The sequence below is a fragment of the Thioclava sp. F1Mire-8 genome, from assembly GCF_002213165.1.
In the GTDB taxonomy this organism is placed as follows: Bacteria; Pseudomonadota; Alphaproteobacteria; order Rhodobacterales; family Rhodobacteraceae; genus Thioclava; species Thioclava nitratireducens.
In genome coordinates this window covers 474628-494971 of the sequence record NZ_NBNY01000002.1, presented here as the reverse complement: position 1 = coordinate 494971, position 20344 = coordinate 474628, and the positions used below count along the sequence as shown (strand labels likewise).

At 65.7% G+C, this 20344-nt stretch carries 16 protein-coding genes; 12 read left to right on the top strand and 4 right to left on the bottom strand.

Features of this window, described 5'->3' with window-relative positions:
• Nucleotides 1-6: 6 nt before the first annotated feature.
• The 3 genes from mrdA to B6V75_RS10855 are packed head-to-tail and all read left to right on the top strand — an operon-like array spanning nucleotide 7 to nucleotide 4036.
• Nucleotides 7-1956: a penicillin-binding protein 2 gene (gene mrdA, locus B6V75_RS10865; RefSeq protein WP_075774199.1), complete on the top strand. Its 1950-nt coding sequence runs from the start codon at nucleotides 7-9 to the stop codon at nucleotides 1954-1956.
• On the top strand, nucleotides 1953-3098 hold the full coding sequence (gene rodA, locus B6V75_RS10860) for a rod shape-determining protein RodA (RefSeq protein WP_088719687.1): 1146 nt from the start codon (nucleotides 1953-1955) through the stop codon (nucleotides 3096-3098). The genes mrdA and rodA overlap by 4 nt, the downstream gene beginning before the upstream one ends.
• Nucleotides 3095-4036: a glyoxylate/hydroxypyruvate reductase A gene (locus B6V75_RS10855; protein ID WP_088719686.1), complete on the top strand. Its 942-nt coding sequence runs from the start codon at nucleotides 3095-3097 to the stop codon at nucleotides 4034-4036. The genes rodA and B6V75_RS10855 overlap by 4 nt, the downstream gene beginning before the upstream one ends.
• 112 nt (nucleotides 4037-4148) lie before the next feature.
• Here the strand turns inward: B6V75_RS10855 and hisG are convergent, their stop codons facing one another.
• The 3 genes from hisG to hisS are packed head-to-tail and all read right to left on the bottom strand — an operon-like array spanning nucleotide 4149 to nucleotide 7419.
• Complete coding sequence (hisG, locus tag B6V75_RS10850) at nucleotides 4149-4850, bottom strand: ATP phosphoribosyltransferase (RefSeq protein WP_088719685.1); 702 nt, start codon at nucleotides 4848-4850, stop codon at nucleotides 4149-4151.
• Nucleotides 4847-5917 (bottom strand): ATP phosphoribosyltransferase regulatory subunit, encoded by a 1071-nt coding sequence (locus B6V75_RS10845; protein WP_088719684.1) that lies wholly within the window; start codon nucleotides 5915-5917, stop codon nucleotides 4847-4849. The genes hisG and B6V75_RS10845 overlap by 4 nt, the downstream gene beginning before the upstream one ends.
• On the bottom strand, nucleotides 5917-7419 hold the full coding sequence (gene hisS, locus B6V75_RS10840) for a histidine--tRNA ligase (protein ID WP_088719683.1): 1503 nt from the start codon (nucleotides 7417-7419) through the stop codon (nucleotides 5917-5919). Before hisS ends, B6V75_RS10845 begins: the two co-directional genes overlap by 1 nt.
• Before the next feature lie 75 nt (nucleotides 7420-7494).
• Between hisS and B6V75_RS10835 the strand changes: the two genes are divergently transcribed.
• Nucleotides 7495-7701, top strand: a complete 207-nt coding sequence (locus B6V75_RS10835) for a SlyX family protein (protein WP_075774193.1) — start codon at nucleotides 7495-7497, stop codon at nucleotides 7699-7701.
• On the top strand, nucleotides 7701-8126 hold the full coding sequence (locus B6V75_RS10830) for a hypothetical protein (protein WP_075774192.1): 426 nt from the start codon (nucleotides 7701-7703) through the stop codon (nucleotides 8124-8126). Before B6V75_RS10835 ends, B6V75_RS10830 begins: the two co-directional genes overlap by 1 nt.
• Before the next feature lie 3 nt (nucleotides 8127-8129).
• Here B6V75_RS10830 and dnaE read toward each other — a convergent pair whose 3' ends face one another.
• Nucleotides 8130-11630, bottom strand: coding sequence for a DNA polymerase III subunit alpha (dnaE, locus tag B6V75_RS10825; RefSeq protein WP_088719773.1), 3501 nt, complete (start codon nucleotides 11628-11630; stop codon nucleotides 8130-8132).
• A 245-nt stretch (nucleotides 11631-11875) separates the two neighbouring features.
• Between dnaE and xdhA the strand changes: the two genes are divergently transcribed.
• The 7 genes from xdhA to B6V75_RS10790 are packed head-to-tail and all read left to right on the top strand — an operon-like array spanning nucleotide 11876 to nucleotide 20302.
• Nucleotides 11876-13246: a xanthine dehydrogenase small subunit gene (xdhA, locus tag B6V75_RS10820; protein ID WP_088719682.1), complete on the top strand. Its 1371-nt coding sequence runs from the start codon at nucleotides 11876-11878 to the stop codon at nucleotides 13244-13246.
• Entirely contained in the window at nucleotides 13243-15522 is a 2280-nt protein-coding gene (gene xdhB, locus B6V75_RS10815) for a xanthine dehydrogenase molybdopterin binding subunit (RefSeq protein ID WP_088719681.1), read from the top strand. The genes xdhA and xdhB overlap by 4 nt, the downstream gene beginning before the upstream one ends.
• Nucleotides 15519-16454 (top strand): xanthine dehydrogenase accessory protein XdhC, encoded by a 936-nt coding sequence (gene xdhC / locus B6V75_RS10810; protein ID WP_075774189.1) that lies wholly within the window; start codon nucleotides 15519-15521, stop codon nucleotides 16452-16454. The genes xdhB and xdhC overlap by 4 nt, the downstream gene beginning before the upstream one ends.
• Nucleotides 16451-17965, top strand: coding sequence for an ABC transporter ATP-binding protein (locus tag B6V75_RS10805; protein ID WP_075774188.1), 1515 nt, complete (start codon nucleotides 16451-16453; stop codon nucleotides 17963-17965). Before xdhC ends, B6V75_RS10805 begins: the two co-directional genes overlap by 4 nt.
• Nucleotides 17962-19041 carry an ABC transporter permease gene (locus B6V75_RS10800; RefSeq protein WP_075774187.1) on the top strand — a complete coding sequence of 360 codons (1080 nt, stop codon included), beginning with the start codon at nucleotides 17962-17964 and terminating at the stop codon, nucleotides 19039-19041. The genes B6V75_RS10805 and B6V75_RS10800 overlap by 4 nt, the downstream gene beginning before the upstream one ends.
• Entirely contained in the window at nucleotides 19038-19373 is a 336-nt protein-coding gene (locus tag B6V75_RS10795; RefSeq protein ID WP_088719680.1) for a hypothetical protein, read from the top strand. The genes B6V75_RS10800 and B6V75_RS10795 overlap by 4 nt, the downstream gene beginning before the upstream one ends.
• Entirely contained in the window at nucleotides 19370-20302 is a 933-nt protein-coding gene (locus tag B6V75_RS10790; protein ID WP_088719679.1) for an ABC transporter permease, read from the top strand. Before B6V75_RS10795 ends, B6V75_RS10790 begins: the two co-directional genes overlap by 4 nt.
• Nucleotides 20303-20344: the final 42 nt, after the last annotated feature.

Genomic DNA, 20344 nt, shown 5'->3' with positions numbered 1-20344 from the left:
CCCAGAATGAGACGATCCCCGAAAGAGACCGAAGTCAGCACCCGCCGCATCACGCGGCGCGGCTTGCTCTTGGGCGGCGCGCAGGCGGCGGTCGTGGCCGTGCTCGCGGCGCGGATGCGCAAGATGCAGCTCGAAGACGCCAAGCAATACCGGCTGCTGGCCGAGGGCAACTCGGTGAAAATCCGGCTGATCCCGCCCGCGCGCGGGCTGATCTTCGACCGCAACGGTGTGCTTCTGGCCGGTAATGAGCAGAATTACCGCGTCACGATCACGCGCGAGGATACAGACGACGTCGATGCGACGCTCGCTGCGCTGCGCCGTCTGATCCCGATTACCGATGGCGATACGAAAGACATCCTGCACGATATCCGCCGCCGCCCGCCGACGACGCCGGTCACGGTGGCCGACCGCCTGACATGGGACGAGTTCTCGCGCGTCGCGGTGAACGGCCCCTCGCTGCCCGGTGTCAGCCCCGATGTCGGCCTGTCGCGCCTCTATCCGCGCCGCGAGGATTTTGGCCATGTGATCGGCTATGTCGGCCCGGTCTCGGATTACGATCTGAGCAAGATGGAAGACCCCGATCCGCTGCTGCTGATCCCGAAATTCCAGCTCGGCAAGACCGGCATCGAGTCGAAAGAGGAAAGCGTTCTGCGCGGTCAGGCCGGCCAGCGCCGCGTCGAGGTGAACTCCGCCGGGCGCGAGATGCGTGAACTCTCGCGCGAGCCCGGCAAGCCGGGCGAGAATCTGCAACTGACGCTCGACTATCGACTGCAGAACTACGCGCTGCAGCGGTTGGAGAACGAATCCGCCGCGACCGTGGTGATGGATGTGACCAATGGCGACGTGCTGGCCTGCGCCTCCGCGCCCAGCTTCGATCCCAACCTCTTCGTGCGCGGCATCTCCGTCGCAGATTACCAGCGCCTCACGCAGGACGACCATCGGCCGCTCGCCGACAAGACCGTCCAGGGTCTTTACCCTCCGGGCTCGACCTACAAGATGGTCACCGCACTTGCCGCGCTCGAGGCAGGGCTGGTGACGCCGGAGGAAACCATCTGGTGCCCCGGCTATGTCGAAATCGCGGGCCGTCGCTTCCACTGCTGGAAGGGCGCCGGCCACGGCCATGTGAACATGACCAAGAGCATGGAGCAGTCCTGCGACGTCTATTACTACGAGCTTTCGCAGCGCGTCGGCATCGACAAGATGAGCGACATGGCCAAGCGCCTGGGCGTGGGCGTCCGGCCCGACCTGCCGATGTCCGCGGTGAAAGAGGGCGTGGCCCCGACCAAGGAATGGAAGCAGGAGCGCTACGGCAAGGACTGGCTGATCGGCGACACCGCGAACGCGGCGATCGGTCAGGGCTATGTTCTGGCCTCGCCGATGCATCTCGCGATAATGGCGGCGCGCATCGCCTCGGGTCGGAAGGTAGAGCCGCGCCTGATCCGCGCCCGTGACGGGGTGGAGCAACCGATCCGCGTCACCGACGATCTCGGCGTGGAGAAAGCCTATCTCGACAGCGTGCGCAAAGGCATGACCGCAGTGGTGAACTCCTCGCGCGGCACCGCGCGCGGGTCGCGCATCGCGATGAAGGAATGGAAGATGGCGGGCAAGACCGGCACCTCCCAGGTCCGCAACATCACCAAGGCCGAGCGCGCCCGTGGCGTGATCCGCAACGACCAACTGCCGTGGAACCGCCGCGACCACGCGCTCTTCGTGGCCTTCGCCCCCGTCGACAATCCGCGCTACGCCGTCTCGGTTGTGGTGGAACACGGCTCGGGCGGTTCGACGGCAGCAGCCCCGATCGCGCGCGACGTGTTGCTGTTCGCGCTGGCGGGCGGCCTGCCCCCGGACGATGCCTATCCGTCCTTCGCCCGCGCGAAGGCCAAGGAGCTGAACGAAACGCTCGATCTCGTCGATCCCGACACCGTGCAGAAGCCGCAGGAGCGATCGCGCGCATGAGTTATCTCGAGAGCAACCTAAAGACCGTCCCGGTCGGCTGGCGCAAGATCTTCTACCTGAACTGGCCGCTGGTGATCCTGCTGACGGCGGTCGCCTGCGCCGGCTTCCTGATGCTCTACTCAGTTGCGGGTGGCAATATCCACACCTGGGCCGAACCGCAGATGAAGCGTTTCGCGCTCGGCATGATCGCGATGTTCACCGTGGCCTTCGTTCCAGTATGGTTCTGGCGCAACGTCTCGGCCTTGGCCTATTTCGTGGCGCTTCTGTTGCTGGTTGCGGTGGAATTCTTCGGCGCAATCGGTATGGGCGCACAGCGCTGGCTGGAGATCGGCCCGCTGCGCATCCAGCCTTCCGAGTTGATGAAGATCACCCTCGTGATGCTCCTCGCCGCCTATTACGATTGGCTGCCTGTCGAGAAGGTCTCGCGCCCGCTCTGGGTCTTCATCCCGGCGGTGATCATTCTCGCGCCCACCTTCCTCGTGCTTGCCCAGCCCGACCTCGGCACCGCCGTCATGCTGGTGCTGGGCGGGGCCTTCGTGATGTTCGCGGCCGGGGTGTCGTTTTGGTATTTTGGCACCGTAATCGCGCTGGTCGTGGGGTTGGTCTTCGGCGTGATGGAAAGCCGGGGCACGGAATACCAGCTACTGCACGACTACCAATACAAGCGCATCGACACCTTCCTCGATCCTGGCTCGGACCCGCTTGGCGCGGGCTACAACATCATGCAGGCGCAGATCGCGCTCGGCTCGGGTGGCTGGTCGGGGCGCGGCTTCATGCAGGGCACGCAATCGCGGCTGAACTTCCTGCCGGAGAAGCACACCGACTTCATCTTCACCACGCTCGCCGAGGAGTTCGGCTTCGTCGGCGCCTTCGGCTTGCTGATGCTTTACACCGGGATCATCGGCTTCGCCCTCTATACCGCGATGGCAACGAAGGACCGCTTCGCCTCACTCCTCAGTTTCGGGGTCGCGGGAACGTTCTTCTTCTTCTTCGCGATCAACATGGCGATGGTGATGGGGCTGATGCCCGTCGTGGGTGTGCCCCTGCCACTGGTGAGTTACGGCGGCACCGCGATGATGATCCTGCTTGCCGCCTTCGGGTTGGTGCAAAGCGCCCATATCCATAGACCGAGGCAAAGATGATCCGCGTCCTTTTCGCCGACAAGCCCGAGAACTGGGGCCGTTACGAAACCCCGCTGACCGAGGCGATCGCCGCGACCGGCGTCGAGGCGCAGATCGTGCAGCCCGACGAGAGCGACCCGGCTCAGATCGACTATGTCGTCTATTCACCGCAAGGCCCGGTGCAGGATTTCACCGCCTATACCGGCGCGAAAGCCGTACTGAATCTCTGGGCCGGGGTGGAGCGTGTCGTGGGCAACGACACCCTGACCCAGCCGCTGTGTCGGATGGTGGATGCGGGGCTGGAGCGCGGCATGGTCGAGTACGTGACCGGCCATGTGCTGCGCTATCACCTCGGAATTGACGCGACACTGGCCCAGCAGGACGGCGTCTGGCGTCATGACGACGGCGTGCCGCCCTTGGCGCGCGACCGCTCGGTGGTGATGCTGGGTTTGGGAGCGTTGGGCAAAGCCTGCGCCGAAGCGCTGGCGGGGCCGGGCTTTGCCGTCACGGGCTGGAGCCGGACGCGGAAGGACATCCCCGGGATAACCTGCCTGAGCGGCGACGATGGGCTAGCGGAGGCGCTGTCGCGCGCCGAGATTCTCGTCTCGATCCTGCCCGACACGCCCGAAACCACCAACCTTCTGAACGCGGACACGCTGGCGCAGATGCCGAAAGGCGCACGGCTCGTCAATCCGGGCCGCGGGACGCTGATCGACGATGACGCGCTGCTAGCGGCGCTGGATCGCGGCCAGATCGGCCACGCGACGCTCGATGTGTTCCGCGTCGAGCCTCTGCCCCCCGAGCACCCCTATTGGGCGCATCCGCAGGTGACGGTGACGCCCCATATCGCCGCCGAGAGCCGGGCCGAGACCGCCTCCGAGGTGATTGCCGAAAATATCCGGAGGGGCGAGGCGGGCGAGCCGTTCCTCTATCTCGTGGATCGCTCGCGCGGCTATTGAGCGCAGGGGGCGCTGCACCGCTCTCGTGCCCTTCGCGTGCGCTTCGGACGTTCGACAGGGCGTCCTTGCTGATCCCGACTCATCCCCCGGTATATTTACGCCAAGAAGAAGATCAGAGCGCGGGCGCGTCGAGACCGATCTGCTTCGCGAGATCCGCGAGGCGGGTTTCCTTGCCAGACCAGTCGGCGGCGCGCGATGCGAACAGCGTCGCCTGAGACTGGTGGATCAACCCGTCTGAGAGGATCTTCAGGTGGTTCGCGCGCAGCGTCTCACCGCTGGAGGTGATGTCGGCCACGGCCTCGGCAGTGAGGTTCGCGATGGTCCCCTCGGTCGCGCCTTGGCTGTCGACAAGCTGCCAGTCGGCTACGCCTTCGCGGGTCAGGAATTCACGCACCAGCCGGTGATATTTGGTGGCGATCCGCAGGCGGAAGCCGTGGGTGGCGCGGAAGCGGTGGGCGGCGGCGTCGAGGTCTTCGAGGCTGTCCACGTCCGACCAGCAGTCCGGCACCGCAATGATCAGATCGGCATGGCCGAAGCCCATCGGCGCGAGATCGGCGACCTGGCTTTCCCAATCGGCGAGCTTCTCGCGCACGAGATCGGAGCCGGTGACGCCCAGATGGATACGCCCCGCCGCCAGTTCGCGCGGAATCTCTCCGGCCGACAGGAGCACGAGTTGCACGCCGTCCGCCCCTTCGACCGCGCCGGCATATTCACGCTCGGACCCGGTGCGCTTTAGCGTGATGCCGCGCTCCGCGAACCAGTCGAAGGTCTTCTCCATCAGACGCCCTTTGGAGGGCACGCCGAGTTTGATCATGCTTGCGCCTCCAGATCGGCCATCAACCCTGCACGGATCACGCCGCCCACGGCGGGGATTTCGCGCCCCTGCCCCAATTGCCGGGTCAGCGCGTCGTAGCGTCCTCCGGAGGCGACCGGCGGAAGTGCCGGATCGGCGGCGGTGAAGGTAAAGACAAAGCCGTCGTAGTATTCCATGGTCGAGCGACCGTGGCTCGCGTCGAAATTGATCGCAGCGAGGTCGATGTCGCGGGTGGCAAGCGCGTCGAGCCGCTTTTCGAGCCGCGCGATGGCGGGTTCGATCGCTTGGATGCCGAGAGCGCGCAGCGCGGCAGGCGCCTGATCGGCGGCGCAGCGCAGCTCGGCGAGCTTGCCCATCGCGGCGACCGCGTCGGTCGGGATCGGCGCAGCAGCGGCATCGGCGGCGAGCGTGGCGATCCGCGCCTCCATCTCTTCGCGCGAGCGCAGCCCGATCCAAGGCGCGCCGGAGCGTTGGCCGCTCAGCAGATCGGCGCGGGCTTTGGGCACCTCGACCTGACCCGAATAACGCGCGAGCAGATGCTGGAACCGCTTGGGGCGCCAGATATGGCGGGCGAGCGCGGCCTTGCGCTCGGGCATCGTGTCCAGCCCGTCGACGGCGGCGCGCAGCAGCCCCATATCCCCGATCGTGGCAGACAGGTTCAGCTTGGCGAGAAGCCCCGAGAACAGCACGAAGACCTCGGCATCGGCAGCTTCCGGGTCGGCGCGGTCGAAAATCTCGAACCCGGCCTGAAAATACTCATGGGCGCGCGCGGCGCCGCGATGATCCTGACGGCGGAAAATCTCGCCCGCATAGGCGTAGCGCGCAGGCTCGGCGCCATTGGCCATATGCTCCTGCACGACCGGCACGGTGAAATCCGGGCGCAGCATCATCTCGCCGCGCAGCGGGTCGGCGGTGACATAGGCGCGGGCGCGGATATCCTCGCCGTAAAGGTCGAGAAGCGCCTCGGCGGGTTGCAGGATATCGGGCGTGACCTCGACCGCACCCGCTTTGAGGAATTGCTCCAGCAGACGGCCTGCCTGTGCCCGCGCTTGCGCCTTGTCCGCCATCACTCGGCCCCATAGCGCGCAAGAATTTCTTGCACTTTTGCGACCATTTCCCCGGTCGGAACCTCGAATTGCGCCGGTTGGGATTTCCATTCTTCAACCGTCGCGTCCTGCGCGATCTTCGCGCCGAGGATCAAATCCTTGATCTGGACGACGCCGCGCTCGGCCTCGTCCGAGCCTTGGATGATCGCCACCGGGCTTTCGCGTTTATCGGCATATTTCAACTGGTTGCCGAAGTTCTTCGGGTTGCCCAGATAGACCTCGGCGCGCAGCCCTGCCCCGCGCAGCGTCGACGCCAGCGCCATGTATTCTGCCATCCGGTCGCGATCCATCACGGTCACGACGACCGGGCCCTGAGCAGAGCCGCCGATGCGGCCCTTGGCGCGCAGCGCGGCCAGAAGGCGGTCGACGCCGATCGAGACGCCGGTGGCAGGAACGACCTGACCGGTGAAGCGCTTGACCAGATCGTCATAGCGCCCGCCACCTGCGACCGAGCCGAATTGCCGCGGTCGGCCCTTTTCGTCGGTGATCTCGAAGGTCAGTTCGGCTTCGAAAACCGGGCCGGTATAATAGCCCAGCCCCCTCACGACCGACGGATCGATCACGATGCGGTCGGGACCGTAGCCCTGCGCGTCGAGAAGCGACGCGATCTGCTCCAGTTCATCCACGCCTTCCGCACCCAGCGCAGAGCCTTCGACCAGCTCGCGCAGCCGCGCGACGGTGGTGGCGTTGTCTTTGCGCTTGGCCTCCATGAAGCCCATGACCGTATCGGCCTGTGCCTCGGACAGCCCCGCGCCCTTGGTGAAGTCGCCGGAGTCGTCCAGACGCCCCTCGCCCATCAGAAGGCGCACGCCCTCCTCGCCGAACTTGTCGAACTTGTCGATGGCCCGCAGAACGATGCCGCGCTCTTCCTCGAACTTGGCCGGATCGGCGGGGTCGAGAACGCCCGCCACTTCCATCACACCGTTCAGAACCTTGCGGTTATTCACGCGCACCACGTAGTCGCCGCGCGGAATGCCGACGGCTTCCAGCGCGTCCGAAAGCATCCCGCAAATCTCGGCATCGGCGGCCACCGAGGGCGCGCCCACGGTATCGGCATCGCATTGATAGAACTGGCGGAACCGGCCCGGGCCGGGCTTTTCGTTGCGCCAGACGGGCCCCATCGTGAAGCGACGATAGGGTGTCGGCAGATCGTTGCGGTATTGCGCCGCGACGCGGGCCAGCGGCGCCGTCATGTCGTAGCGCAGCGCCAGCCACTTGCCGTCGTCTTCCTCCTGCCAGGCGAAGACCCCCGCATTCGGGCGGTCCACATCGGGGAGATATTTGCCCAGTGCCTCGACCGTCTCGATGGCCGAGGTTTCCAGCGCCTCGAAGCCATGCGTGCGATAGACCTCCGCGATCTTCGCCAGCATATCGGCGCGCTCGGTCACCTCCGTGCCGAAATAGTCGCGGAAGCCCTTCGGGGTCTCGGCCTTGGGACGGGGCTGCTTTTTCTGTTTCGCCATCGGCTTGCACCTGATCTTATCTCGCGCGAGGGTGTAGCCCAAGGGGCAGGCCCCGGCAAGCAATAGGAACGGCAGATGCAGGAACGGCTCGAACGGGCGGAAGAACAGATCGCCTATCTGACGCAAACGGTGGACGAGTTGTCCGATGTCATCGTCGCGCAGGCCCGTCAGATCGAACGGCTGGAGCGGCATCTGGGCCTGCTGATGGAGCGCGAGGCCGAGCGCGAATATGACAGCGGCGGCTCTATCCCTCTGGCCGATCAGAAACCACCGCACTGGTAATGGACGCGGCGCTCTGGGGCCTGAACGGTGTTTTCGTGAGCGCGCAGGCGCTCATCTACACCGCTTTGCTGGTCTGGCCCCCGGGCATCGACCTCCGTTCGACGATCGATCGGTTCGAGCTGTGGCAGGGAAGCGGCATCCTCGCGATGCAGGTCTTCTTCGCCGTGCCGCTGATGAGCGCGCTGATCTGGCAGACGCGCGCCCATCGGCAGACGATGTTTCTGGTTTCGTTGAGTTTCCTCGCAACAGGGCTGCTGGGTGCGGCCGCGTGGCTGGAGATGGGCATGATCTCCGGTGCGGTGCGCGACGGGATCAACGAGCCCGATCTGCTGCGCGGCGTGGCACTGTTGCGCTGGGGCGAGTTCGCCACCGCCCTGGCCGCCGCGATCACGCTGCGGCTGGCATGGGTGGCGCGCAGCCTGTGAGGCTCAGACCTCTTCGACCTCGCTGACCCCGCGCAGGCTGCGCAGCGCTCCTTTCACCTGCGCATTGACCGGCGCCTCGGGCATCGCGGTGATCTTGTAGCGGCAGCCGCGCTCGTTGTCATAGACCATGAAGCTGATCGGCCCGCGCGAATGGACCTTCCCTTCGCGGGCGACCCGCTCGACGAGGCTCGCCACCGAGGCGACCGCATCATTGTCGTCGATATGCACCAGCAGCCCGGAGGAGCCCGCATCCGCCGTCGCCTTGTCCACGGTCTGCGCCGCGTTGGCGACCATGCGCACCGACTCGCCATCCACCTCGACCTTCACGGTCAGCACCAGAAGGTTACCGGTTTCCAGCACGTCGCGGCAGGCTTCCAGCGCCTCCGACCAGAAAGCCACCTCGTAGGGGCCCGAGGCATCCGACAGCGCGACGAAGGCGAAGCGGTTGCCCTTGGCGGATTTCTTCTCGCGCACCGAGGCGACCTCGCCCGCGATCTTGGTGACGAAGGGACCGCCCACGGCCTTTTGCTGCACCTCTTCCCAGCTCAGCACCTTCTTGCGCTTGAGCGCGGGCAGGTAATCCTCGATCGGGTGGCCCGAGAGGTAGAAGCCGATGGCTTTGTGTTCCTCGGCCAGACGCTCGCCCGGCAGCCAGTCGTCGGTATCGGCCAGACGCGGCGGCGGCAGATCGTCGCCCGCCTCGCCGAAGAGCGACACCTGCGCCGACTCGCGCGCCTCGATCACCGCGCCCGACCACGCCATCAGCGATTCCAGCGACTCGAAGACGCGCTTGCGGTTCGGATCGAGCAGATCGAAAGCCCCGGCCCGCGCCAGCATCTCGAGCGGGCGTTTACCGACGCGCTTCATGTCGACACGCCGCGCGAAATCGAACAGATCCTTGAACGGCTCGTCGCCGCGCGCGGTCACGATCATCTGCATCGCGTCCACGCCCACATTCTTCAGCGCGCCCAGCGCGTAGACCAGCTTCTGATCGACCACGTCAAAGGTCGAGAGCGAACGGTTCACGCAAGGCGGAATGATCTCGATCCCCAGCTTCTTCTGCACCTCGTCGGCATAGATCGCGAGCTTGTCGGTCAGATGAATATCGCAGTTCATCACGCCGCCCATGAACTCGACCGCGTGGTTCGCCTTCAGCCAGCCGGTGTAATAGGACACCACCGCATAAGCCGCTGCGTGGGATTTGTTGAAGCCGTAGTTGGCGAATTTCTCCAGAAGGTCGAACACCTCGGAGGCCTTTTTCTTGTCGACCCCGTTCTTGGCCGCGCCCGCCTCGAATTTCGGACGCTCGGCGTCCATCGCCTCCTTGATCTTCTTACCCATCGCGCGACGGAGAAGGTCCGCGCCGCCAAGCGAGTAACCCGCCATGACCTGCGCGATTTGCATCACCTGCTCCTGATAGACGATGATGCCCTGCGTCTCTTCGAGGATATGGTCGATGGTCGGATGCACCGAAGTGATCTCGCGCAGACCGTTCTTCACCTCGCAATAGACCGGGATGTTCTCCATCGGACCCGGGCGATAGAGCGCCACCAGCGCCACGATGTCCTCGATACAGGTAGGCTTCATCTGGCGCAGCGCCGATTTCATGCCCTCCGATTCCACCTGGAACACCGCGACAGTCTTCGCGTCCGCGTAAAGCTTGTAGGTCTTCGGATCATCCAGCGGGATCGCGTTGATGTGATTTTCCGCGCCCTCGGCGGGTTCGTAAAGCTGGTTGCCGGCGGCATCGACATGCAGCGGCCGGCCCGATTTGAAGATCAGTTCCATCGCCGAGCGGATCACCGTCAGCGTCTTCAGGCCGAGGAAGTCGAACTTCACCAGACCCGCCTGCTCGACCCATTTCATGTTGAACTGGGTCGCGGGCATGTCCGAGCGCGGATCCTGATAGAGCGGCACCAGCTCATCGATCGGACGGTCGCCGATCACGACGCCCGCCGCGTGGGTCGAGGCGTTGCGCAGCAGGCCTTCGATCGCCTTCGCGTAATCGAGAAGCCGCGCCACGACCTCTTCGTTGCGGGCCGCCTCGCGCAGACGCGGCTCATCGGCCAGCGCCTTCTCGATGCTGACGGGCTTCACGCCTTCGACCGGGATCAGCTTCGACAGCTTGTCGACCTGGCCGTAGGACATCTGCAACACGCGCCCCACGTCGCGCACGGCGGCCTTCGACAACAGCGCACCGAAGGTGATGATCTGGCCCACCTTCTCGCGCCCGTATTTCTTCTGCACGTATTGGATCACCTCCTCGCGGCGATCCATGCAGAAGTCGATATCGAAGTCCGGCATCGAAACACGTTCCGGGTTGAGGAAGCGTTCGAACAGCAGCGAATAGCGCAGCGGATCAAGGTCGGTGATGGTAAGAGCGTAGGCGACCAGCGAACCTGCACCCGAGCCGCGCCCCGGCCCGACCGGAATGTCGTGATCCTTGGCCCATTTGATGAAGTCGGCAACGATCAGGAAGTAGCCCGGGAAGCCCATCTGCTCGATGATGTCGAGTTCGAATTTCAGCCGCGCCTCGTAATCCTCGACCGGCGCTGCATGCGGGATCACGTCGAGGCGGTTGCGCAACCCGTCCCACGCCTGACGCCGCAGTTCCTCGACCTCGTCATCGGCGAATTTCGGCAGGATCGGTGCCCGCTTGTAGGTCGAGAAGGCGCAGCGTTTCGCGATCTCGACCGTGTTCTCCACCGCTTCGGGCAGATCGGCGAAGAGCGCGACCATCTCGCCTTCGGACTTGAAATAATGCTGCGGGGTCAGACGGCGGCGCGGCTCGATCTGATCGACATAGGCGCCCTCCGCGATACAGATCATCGCGTCATGGGCCTGGTAAATCTCGGGCTTCGGGAAATAGACGTCGTTGGTCGCGACCAGCGGCAGACCCAGCTCATAGGCCCATTCGACGAACGGCCGCTCGGTCGCGATCTCGGCCTCGGTCAGCGTGCCGCCCTCGCCCGGGTGGCGCTGTAATTCGACATAGAGCCGGTTCGGGTAGATGCCGGCGAGCTGTTGCAAAAGCGCCTTGGCGCGGTCCTTCGCGCCGTTCCGGATCAGCCGTCCAACCGGACCGTCGGGACCGCCAGAGAGACAGATCAGCCCCTCGGAATGGCGCTCCAGCTCCTCCAGAGTGACCTGAATCTGCGCCCCGTGCTTGTCGAGATAGAGGCACGAGTTCAGCTTCATCAGGTTCTCGTAGCCGCGCTCGGTCTGGGCCAGCAGAACGATCGGTGCAGGCAGGCGCGGACGCTCGCCCGGCTTGGCGGGATCGAATTCGAGCGATACCTGACAACCGACGATCGGCTGCAGCCCCGCCCCCGTCGCGGTCACGGAAAACTCGAGCGCCGCGAACATGTTGTTCGTGTCGGTCACGGCGACGGCGGGCATCCCCGCCGACTCGCACATCTTCACGAGTTTCTTCGCGGGCACGGCGCCTTCGAGCAGGGAATACTCGGTATGGACGCGCAGGTGAATGAATCGGGGGCTGGTCATGCCACCAGATTTAGCTGGTCGTGTCGCCCCGCGCCAGCCTCTCGCCGCGTCCTCCAGACGCTTCGCGTTCGACCGTTCGGCGTCGCTCGACGCCCAAATCTTGATCGTCGGATCAAGATTCGAGCAGCGCAGGATCGAGAATCCCTTGCCAAAGCCCGTCCGCATCGGCTTTGCTGGGCAGGTCCCGTTCTACGCCGCATCGAGGGGGACCGCAGGGACGACTGGTAAGGCGGCGGATTTTTCTTATGGAGATCACGTTTCTTCTCAATGGAGAAACCCGGACGGTGGCGATTACCGATCCGACGCAATCTGTGCTCGACTGGCTGCGCGCCGAAGGCCTGACCGGCACCAAGGAGGGCTGCAACGAGGGCGATTGCGGTGCCTGTTCGGTCATCGTGACCGACGCCAACGGGGCCAAACCGCTCAATGCCTGCCTGATGATGATGCCCCATATGCACGGGCGCGCGCTGCGCACCGTCGAGGGCGTCGCGGGGCCTAAGGGCGAATTGCACCCAGTTCAGCAGGCAATGGTCGACCATCACGGCTCGCAATGCGGTTTCTGCACGCCGGGCTTCATCGCCTCGATGGCGGCGGGTCATCTCAATGGACGCCGCGATCACGACGATCTGCTGGCGGGCAACCTTTGCCGCTGCACCGGCTACGCACCGATCATCCGCGCCGCCGAGGCGGCTCAGGACGCGCCCGTGCCCGCGTGGATGCACGACACGCCGCCCGATCTGACAGACGTCGCGCTTATGGCCGATCATGTCTTCCTTCCCGCAAGCGCGGATGCGCTGGCGGAGTGGTATCTCGCTCATCCGGACGCCACGCTGATCGCGGGCGCGACTGATGTGGGTCTCTGGGTCACCAAACAGCTGCGAGACCTGAAAGAAGTCGCTTTCCTGAACAACTGCAAAGACCTCCGGAACATCGAGGAAACCCACGACCGCTATATCGTCGGCGCGGGCATCACGCTCTCGACGTTGCGCGAGACGATCCGCGACACGCTCCCGAGCTTTGCCGAATTGCTCCGCCGTTTCGCCTCCGAACAGGTGCGTCAGGCGGCGACGATCGGTGGCAATATCGCGAACGGCTCGCCCATCGGTGACAGCCCGCCCGTCCTGATCGCGATGGGCGCGGAGCTGACGCTGCGCAAGGGTGACACGCGCCGCACGATCCCGCTGGAGAGTTTCTTCCTCGACTACGGCAAACAGGACCGCGCGCCCGGCGAATTCGTCGAAAGCGTCAGCTTCCCGAAATCCGTGCCCGATCTCGCCTGCTACAAACTCTCGAAGCGGTTCGATCAGGACATCTCCGCCGTCTGCGGCGCGCTGAATATCTCGCGCGAGGGCGACACGATCCGGTCCGCGCGCATCGCCTTTGGCGGCATGGCGGGTATCCCGAAACGCGCAACGGAATTGGAAGCGGCGCTTGAGGGCCAGCCCTTCACCGAGGAGGCGGTCACGGCCGCCCTGCCCGCGCTGGAGCAGGACTTCACGCCGCTCACCGACATGCGCGCCTCGGATGCCTACCGGATGGAGGCCGCCAAGGCGATGTTGATCCGCTATGTGCGCAACGCCCAAGGCGCCCCCTCCATTCTGGAGGTGAAACCATGAGCGTCGGCACGAAGAAACCCCACGATTCCGCGCAGTTGCACGTCACCGGAGCGGCGCGCTACGTCGATGACATCCCCTGCCCCGGCAACACGCTGCACCTCGCCTTCGGCCTCTCGACCGAAGCCCATGCCGAGATCGCCTCGCTCGATCTGAGCGCGGTGCGCAGCGCTCCGGGCGTCGTCGCGGTGCTCACCGCCGAAGACATGCCGTTCGCCAATAACGCCTCGCCCGCGCCCGAGCCCGAACCGGTTCTGGCCGAAGGTGTCGTGCATTATGTCGGTCAGCCGATCTTCGTGGTCGCCGCGACCAGCCACCATGCCGCGCGCAAAGCGGCGCGGCTCGCGAATGTCGACTACAAGCCGCGCCCGGCGATCCTGACCGTCGAACAGGCGCTCGAGGCCAACAGCCATTTCGAAGGCGGCCCGGTCACCTGGGCGCGCGGCGATACCGGCGCGGGCTTCGCGCAGGCAGAACATATCGTCGAAGGCAGCTTCGACATGGGCGGGCAGGAGCATTTCTACCTCGAAGGTCAGGCCGCCCTCGCGCTGCCCGACGATCAGGGGATGGTGATCCGCTGTTCCTCGCAGCACCCGTCGGAAATCCAGCACAAGGTGGCCGACGCGCTTGGCTGCGCGATGCATGACGTCCGCGTGGAGATGCGCCGGATGGGCGGCGGTTTCGGCGGCAAGGAGAGCCAGGGCAACGCGCTCGCCATCGCCTGCGCCGTCGTCGCGCGGGCCACCGGGCGGCCCTGCAAGATGCGCTACGACCGCGACGACGACATGATCATCACCGGCAAGCGCCATGATTTCCGGATCAAGTATCGGCTCGGCGCGGATGCCGAGGGCAAGATCGTCGCGGCCGAGTTCACCCATCTCGCCCGCTGCGGCTGGTCGCCCGACCTGAGCCTGCCGGTCTGCGATCGCGCGATGCTGCACACCGACAGTTCCTATTACCTGCCGAATGTGAAGATCGAGAGCCACCGGCTGCGCACCAACACCCAAAGCGCGACGGCCTTCCGGGGCTTCGGCGGCCCGCAGGGCATGATCGGAACGGAAGCCGCGCTCGATCACCTCGCGCATGTGATGGGGATCGACCCGCTCGATCTGCGCAAGCGCAACTACTACGACCCAGCGGGCGGGCAGAGCACGCATTACGGCCAGCCGGTCGAGGATTTCATCCTGCCCGAAATCACCGAGCGCTTGGAGCAATCCGCCGAGTTCGCGGCCCGCAAAGCCCGCGTGGCCGAATGGAACGCCGCCAACACGACGCTGAAGCGCGGCGTCTCGCTGACGCCGGTGAAGTTCGGCATCTCCTTCACGCTGACCCAGCTGAACCAGGCGGGCGCGCTGGTGCATATCTATGCCGACGGCTCGATACAGTTGAACCACGGCGGCACCGAGATGGGTCAGGGCCTGCACCGCAAGGTCTGTCAGGTCGCGGCCTCGGTCTTTGGCGTGACGGACGAGGACGTGCGCATCACCGCGACCGCCACCGACAAGGTGCCCAATACCTCCGCTACGGCGGCCTCTTCGGGGGCCGACCTGAACGGCATGGCGGTGAAGGCCGCCTGCGAGACGATCAAGGCGCGGCTCGCCGCGTTCATGGCCGAAAGCTCCGGCGCAGCCATCGAAGACGTGAGCTTCGCCAATGGCGAGGTGCGCGCGGGCGAGCATGCCCTGCCCTTCGCGAAGCTGGTGAAGCTGGCCTATGAGGCGCGGGTGTCGCTCTCCTCGACCGGCTTCTATGCCACGCCGAAGATCAGCTGGGACCGGATCAAGGGGCAGGGCCGACCGTTCTTCTACTTCGCCTATGGCGCGGCGGTGACAGAGGTGGTGATCGACACGCTGACCGGCGAGAACCGCATCCTGCGCACCGACATCCTGCATGATGCGGGCGCCTCGCTGAACCCGGCTATCGACATCGGCCAGATCGAAGGCGGCTACGTTCAGGGCGCGGGCTGGCTGACGACCGAGGAACTGGTCTGGGACGATAAAGGCCGACTGCGCACCCATGCGCCTTCGACCTACAAGATCCCCGCCTGCTCGGACCGCCCGCGTGTGTTCAACGTGGCGCTCTGGGACGAGCCGAACCGCGAGGACACGATCTATCGCTCCAAGGCGGTCGGCGAGCCGCCCTTCATGCTGGCGATCTCGGCCTTCCTCGCGCTGCAGGACGCGTGCAAATCCTGCGGTCCGAACTGGCCCGATCTGCAAGCGCCCGCGACGCCCGAGGCGGTTCTGGCTGCCGTGCACCGGGCAAGGGGTGACGCATGAGCCTGGATCCCGCAGCCCTCGCCCGCGCGGCGGAACGCGGACCGTTCACCCGCGTGGTGGTCGCGCGCGCCCAAGGCTCCACCCCGCGCGAAGACGGGGCGGAGATGCTGGTCTGGGCGGATCACGTCGAGGGCACGATCGGCGGCGGCGCGCTGGAATTCTCCGCCATCGCAAAGGCGCGGGGCGGGCTGACTGGGGTCGAGAAAATCCCGCTCGGCCCGGCCATGAACCAGTGTTGCGGCGGGGCCGTGGTGCTGGGCTACGAGCGGATGGACCGGAACACCGTCGCGCAGATTACAGGCGATTGGCACGCGCGCCCGCTGACGCCGGGCGCGCCCGAGCCGCTGGCCGTCACCCGCGCGCTGGCGCGCGCCCGCGATCGCGGCGAGGCACCGCCGCTGCTGGTGGAGACCTGGCTGATCGAGCGGGTCGCACCACCCGCCACCCCGGTCTGGATCTGGGGCGCGGGCCATGTCGGGCGCGCGCTGATCGGTGCGCTCGCCCCCCTGCCCGGCCTCGCACTTTTCTGGGCCGATAGCGGGTCCGAGCGGTTTCCCGAGACACTCCCCGAGGGCGTCACGCCACTGATCGCAGAGAACCCGGCTGATCTTGTCTCTCTAGCCCCGACCGAAGCGCGCCATTTCGTGCTGACCTATTCACATGCGCTCGACCTCGAACTCTGCCACCGGCTGCTCGCTCACGGGGTCGGCGGGCTCGGCCTGATCGGATCGGACAGCAAATGGGTCCGCTTCCGCAAACGTCTTGCCGCCCTCGGTCATTCTGATGCACAAATTTCACGCATTGCCTGCCCGATAGGCGATCCGACCTTGGGGAAGCATCCTCAAGCCATTGCTCTTGGGGTCGCGACCGGGCTAGTGAAGGAGCTGAACGCCGCGAAGGTGGCGACGGGGAAAGGGAAACGCGCCGGGTGACGGAGCTGCTCAAGATCGACGGGCTGACAAAAGCCTATCCTGGGGTCGTGGCCAACGATGGCGTCGGCTTCTCGGTGCGTCCGGGCGAAGTGCACGCCCTGCTGGGCGAGAACGGCGCCGGCAAATCGACGCTGGTGAAAATGATCTACGGGCTCGTGAAGCCTGATTCCGGCACGATGCATTTCGCCGGCCAACCCTTCGCGCCAGCCGATCCACGCGCGGCGCGGGCCGCAGGCGTCGCGATGGTGTTTCAGCATTTCTCGCTCTTCGAGGCGCTGAACGTCGCCGAGAACGTGGCGCTCGGCATGGAAAACCCGCCGCCGATGCGCCAACTCGCCAAGCGTATCCGCGAGATTTCCACCGCCTATGGCCTGCCGCTGGACCCTGCCCGTCTGGTCGGAGACCTCTCCGCGGGCGAGCGTCAGCGCGTCGAGATCGTGCGCTGCCTGCTGCAGGACCCGAAGCTTCTGATCATGGACGAGCCGACCTCGGTTCTGACGCCGCAGGAGGTGGAAATCCTGTTCCACACGCTGCGCAAGCTCTCCGCCGAGGGCACCGCGATCCTCTATATCAGCCACAAGCTCGAGGAAATCCGCACGCTTTGCGAAGGCGCGACCATCCTGCGCGGCGGCAAGGTGGTGGCAAGCTGCAACCCGAGCGAAAAGACCGCGCGCGAACTGGCCGAGCTGATGGTCGGTGCGGAGTTGAAAGTGACCGACCGAGCCGAGCGCAAACTGGGCGATGTGGTGCTGAAGGTCGATGGGCTGTCGCTGGCGCCGATGTCGCAATTCGGTCCGTCGCTGAAGGATCTCAGCTTCGAGCTGCGCGCGGGCGAGGTGCTTGGCATCGGCGGCGTCGCAGGCAACGGTCAGGAAGAATTGCTGGCGACCCTGTCGGGAGAGCGGCCCTCCGCCCCCGGCACCGTCAGCCTGATGGGCGAAGATATCTCCGGCCTCGGGCCGAATCCACGCCGCGCGAAGGGGATGCTGGCGGCCCCTGAGGAGAGGCTCGGCCATGCCGCCGTTCCCGCGATGAGCCTGACGGAGAATGCGATTCTCACCGGGACGATGCGCAAGCCGCTGACCCGCAACGGCTTCGTAGATCAGGGTGCGGCGAAGACCTTCGCCGACGAGATCATTCAAGCCTTCGACGTGCGCACCCCCGGCGCGCATGTGGCCGCCCGGGCGCTGTCGGGCGGAAACCTGCAGAAATACGTGATCGGCCGCGAAGTGCTGCAAAACCCCGCCGTGTTGGTCGTGAACCAGCCGACATGGGGTGTCGATGCCGCCGCCGCAGCGTCGATTCGGCAAGCGCTGCTCGATCTGGCCGCGAAAGGGGCTGCGGTGATCGCGATCAGCCAGGACCTCGATGAGCTTATGGAAATCTCCGACCGCTTCTCGGCACTGAACGAAGGCCGCCTGAGCGCCTCGCGCCCGACGCAGGGGCTGACGATCGAAGAGATCGGCATGATGCTCGGTGGCGCGCACGGGATGCAGGAGGCTGCGGTATGATCACTCTCGTCCGGCGCCCCACCCCGTCTCGCTTCTGGTCCTACGCCACACCGATCCTCGCCGTGATCGCCACCATGATTGCGGGCGGCATCCTGTTCGCGATGCTCGGCAAGCACCCGGTCGAGGCGATCCGCGTAATCTTCTGGGACCCGCTTTTCGGCGGCAACGCGGCCTATTTCCGTGGCCAGTTGCTCGTCAAGGCCGGGCCGCTGATCCTGATCGCCTGCGGGCTCGCCGTGGGCTTTCGCGCGGGCATCTGGAACATCGGCGCGGAGGGGCAATACATCATGGGCGCGCTGTTCTCGGCGTGGCTGGCGCTGAAGATGTACCCGGCCGAAAGCCACTGGCTGTTCCCGGTGATGATCGTGCTCGGCGCGCTTGGCGGCTTCCTCTGGGCAATGATCCCCGCGGTGCTGAAAGTGTTGTTCGGCACCTCTGAAATTCTCGTCTCGCTGATGCTGGTCTACGTGGCCGAGAACTTGCTGGCCTACATGGCCTTCGGGCCGCTCAAGAACCCCGAAGGCTTCGGCTTTCCCGGATCGCGCAACCTGCAGGACTACCCCTCTGCCTTCAACCACGAGCTGATCGCGGGCACAGGCATGCATTGGGGCGTCGTCGCGGCACTGATCGCGGTGATCTTTACCTATGGGCTGATGCACCGCCACATCACCGGTTTCCGTATCCGCGTCGCAGGCGAGGCCCCGCGCGCCGCCCGCTTCGCAGGCGTGATGCCGGCGCGGCTGGTGATCCTCGGGCTTGGCATGGGCGGCGCCTTCGCGGGCCTCGCGGGCATGTTCGAAGTCTCCGGTCCCTCGGGTCAGATCACCGACAGCTTCAACGTGGGCTATGGCTTCACCGCAATCATCGTGGCCTTCTTGGGGCGCCTGCACCCGATCGGCATCCTGCTGGCGGGTCTGCTGATGGCGCTGACCTATATCGGCGGCGACATGGCGCAGTTGATGCTCGGCCTGCCCTCGGCGGCGATCCAGGTGTTTCAAGGGATGCTGCTGTTCTTCCTGCTGGCCTTCGATGTGCTGACCAACTTCCGCATCCGTTTCGGGAGGGTCGCGGCATGACGGGCAAACTCCCCTCGCTGCGCCTGGCGGTCATCTTTCTCGGCGGCGTCGTGATGGGGCTAGGCCTGTACTATCTGCTCGCCGTGGCGCAGGCATTCTGGGCCTTCGTCGTGATCGGAGTGGTTATGATGGTGGTTTTCGAACTGGCGGTTGGCGCGTCGCGGGCGGTGATCTACCGCATCGGCGCGCGCCCCGACAGCGAAGAGCCCCGCCGCCCCACCCTGCGCGGACGCGAGCGTTACGCCTCGATGGCCGGGCTCGTCATCGGCCTCGTCGGGGGCTATCTGGCCTGGGGGCCGGTTCTGTTCTGGGGACATGGAGGCACGCTATGATCGTGGGCGGCATCGACATCATCACCCTGACGGCGACTCTGATGGGCGCGTCGACCCCGGTTTTGCTAGCGGCCACCGGAGAATTGGTAGCCGAGAAATCGGGCGTGCTGAACCTCGGCGTCGAGGGGATGATGATCATGGGCGCGGTCGCGGGCTTTGCTGCCGCCGTCGCCACCGGAAGCCCGGTTCTGGGCTTCCTGATGGGGGCGATTGCCGGCGCTTTGCTGGCGACGCTCTTCGCCTTTCTGACGCAGAAGCTGCTGTCGAACCAGGTCGCGACCGGCCTTGCACTGACGCTGTTCGGACTTGGCCTGAGCGCGCTGATCGGAAAGGGCTATGAGGGCGTGCGGCCGCCCGCGACGCCGAAGATCGATTTCGGGCCGCTCTCGGATATTCCGGTGCTGGGCCGCATCCTGTTCTCGCATGACTGGATCGTTTATCTCTCGCTGATCCTCGTCGCCGTGGTCTGGTACGTGCTGCGCTCAACCCGCATGGGGCTGATCCTGCGCGCGGTGGGCGAAAGTCATGACGCAGCACACGCGTTGGGATACCGCGTCGTCGCCGTCCGCTTTGCCGCGTTGGCCTTCGGCGGGGCGCTGGCCGGTCTGGGCGGTGCCTATCTCAGCCTCGTGCGCGTGCCGCAATGGACCGAAGGCATGACCGCTGGCGCGGGCTGGATCGCGCTCGCCATCGTGGTCTTCGCAAGCTGGCGGCCGTGGCGCGTGCTGCTCGGCGCCTATCTCTTCGGCGGCATCACCGCGCTGCAATTGCAGCTGCAGGCCGCGGGCTACGCGATCCCGGTGCATATCCTGTCGATGGCCCCCTACGTCATCACCATCGTGGTGCTGGTCATCCTCTCCGCCATCCACCGCCACGGCGTGCAGGCCGCCCCTGCCAGCCTCGGCAAGTCTTTCCACGCCTCGAGCTGAGGCATATCTCGAAGGGCCCCATCAAGAGGCCCGCCACCCAAC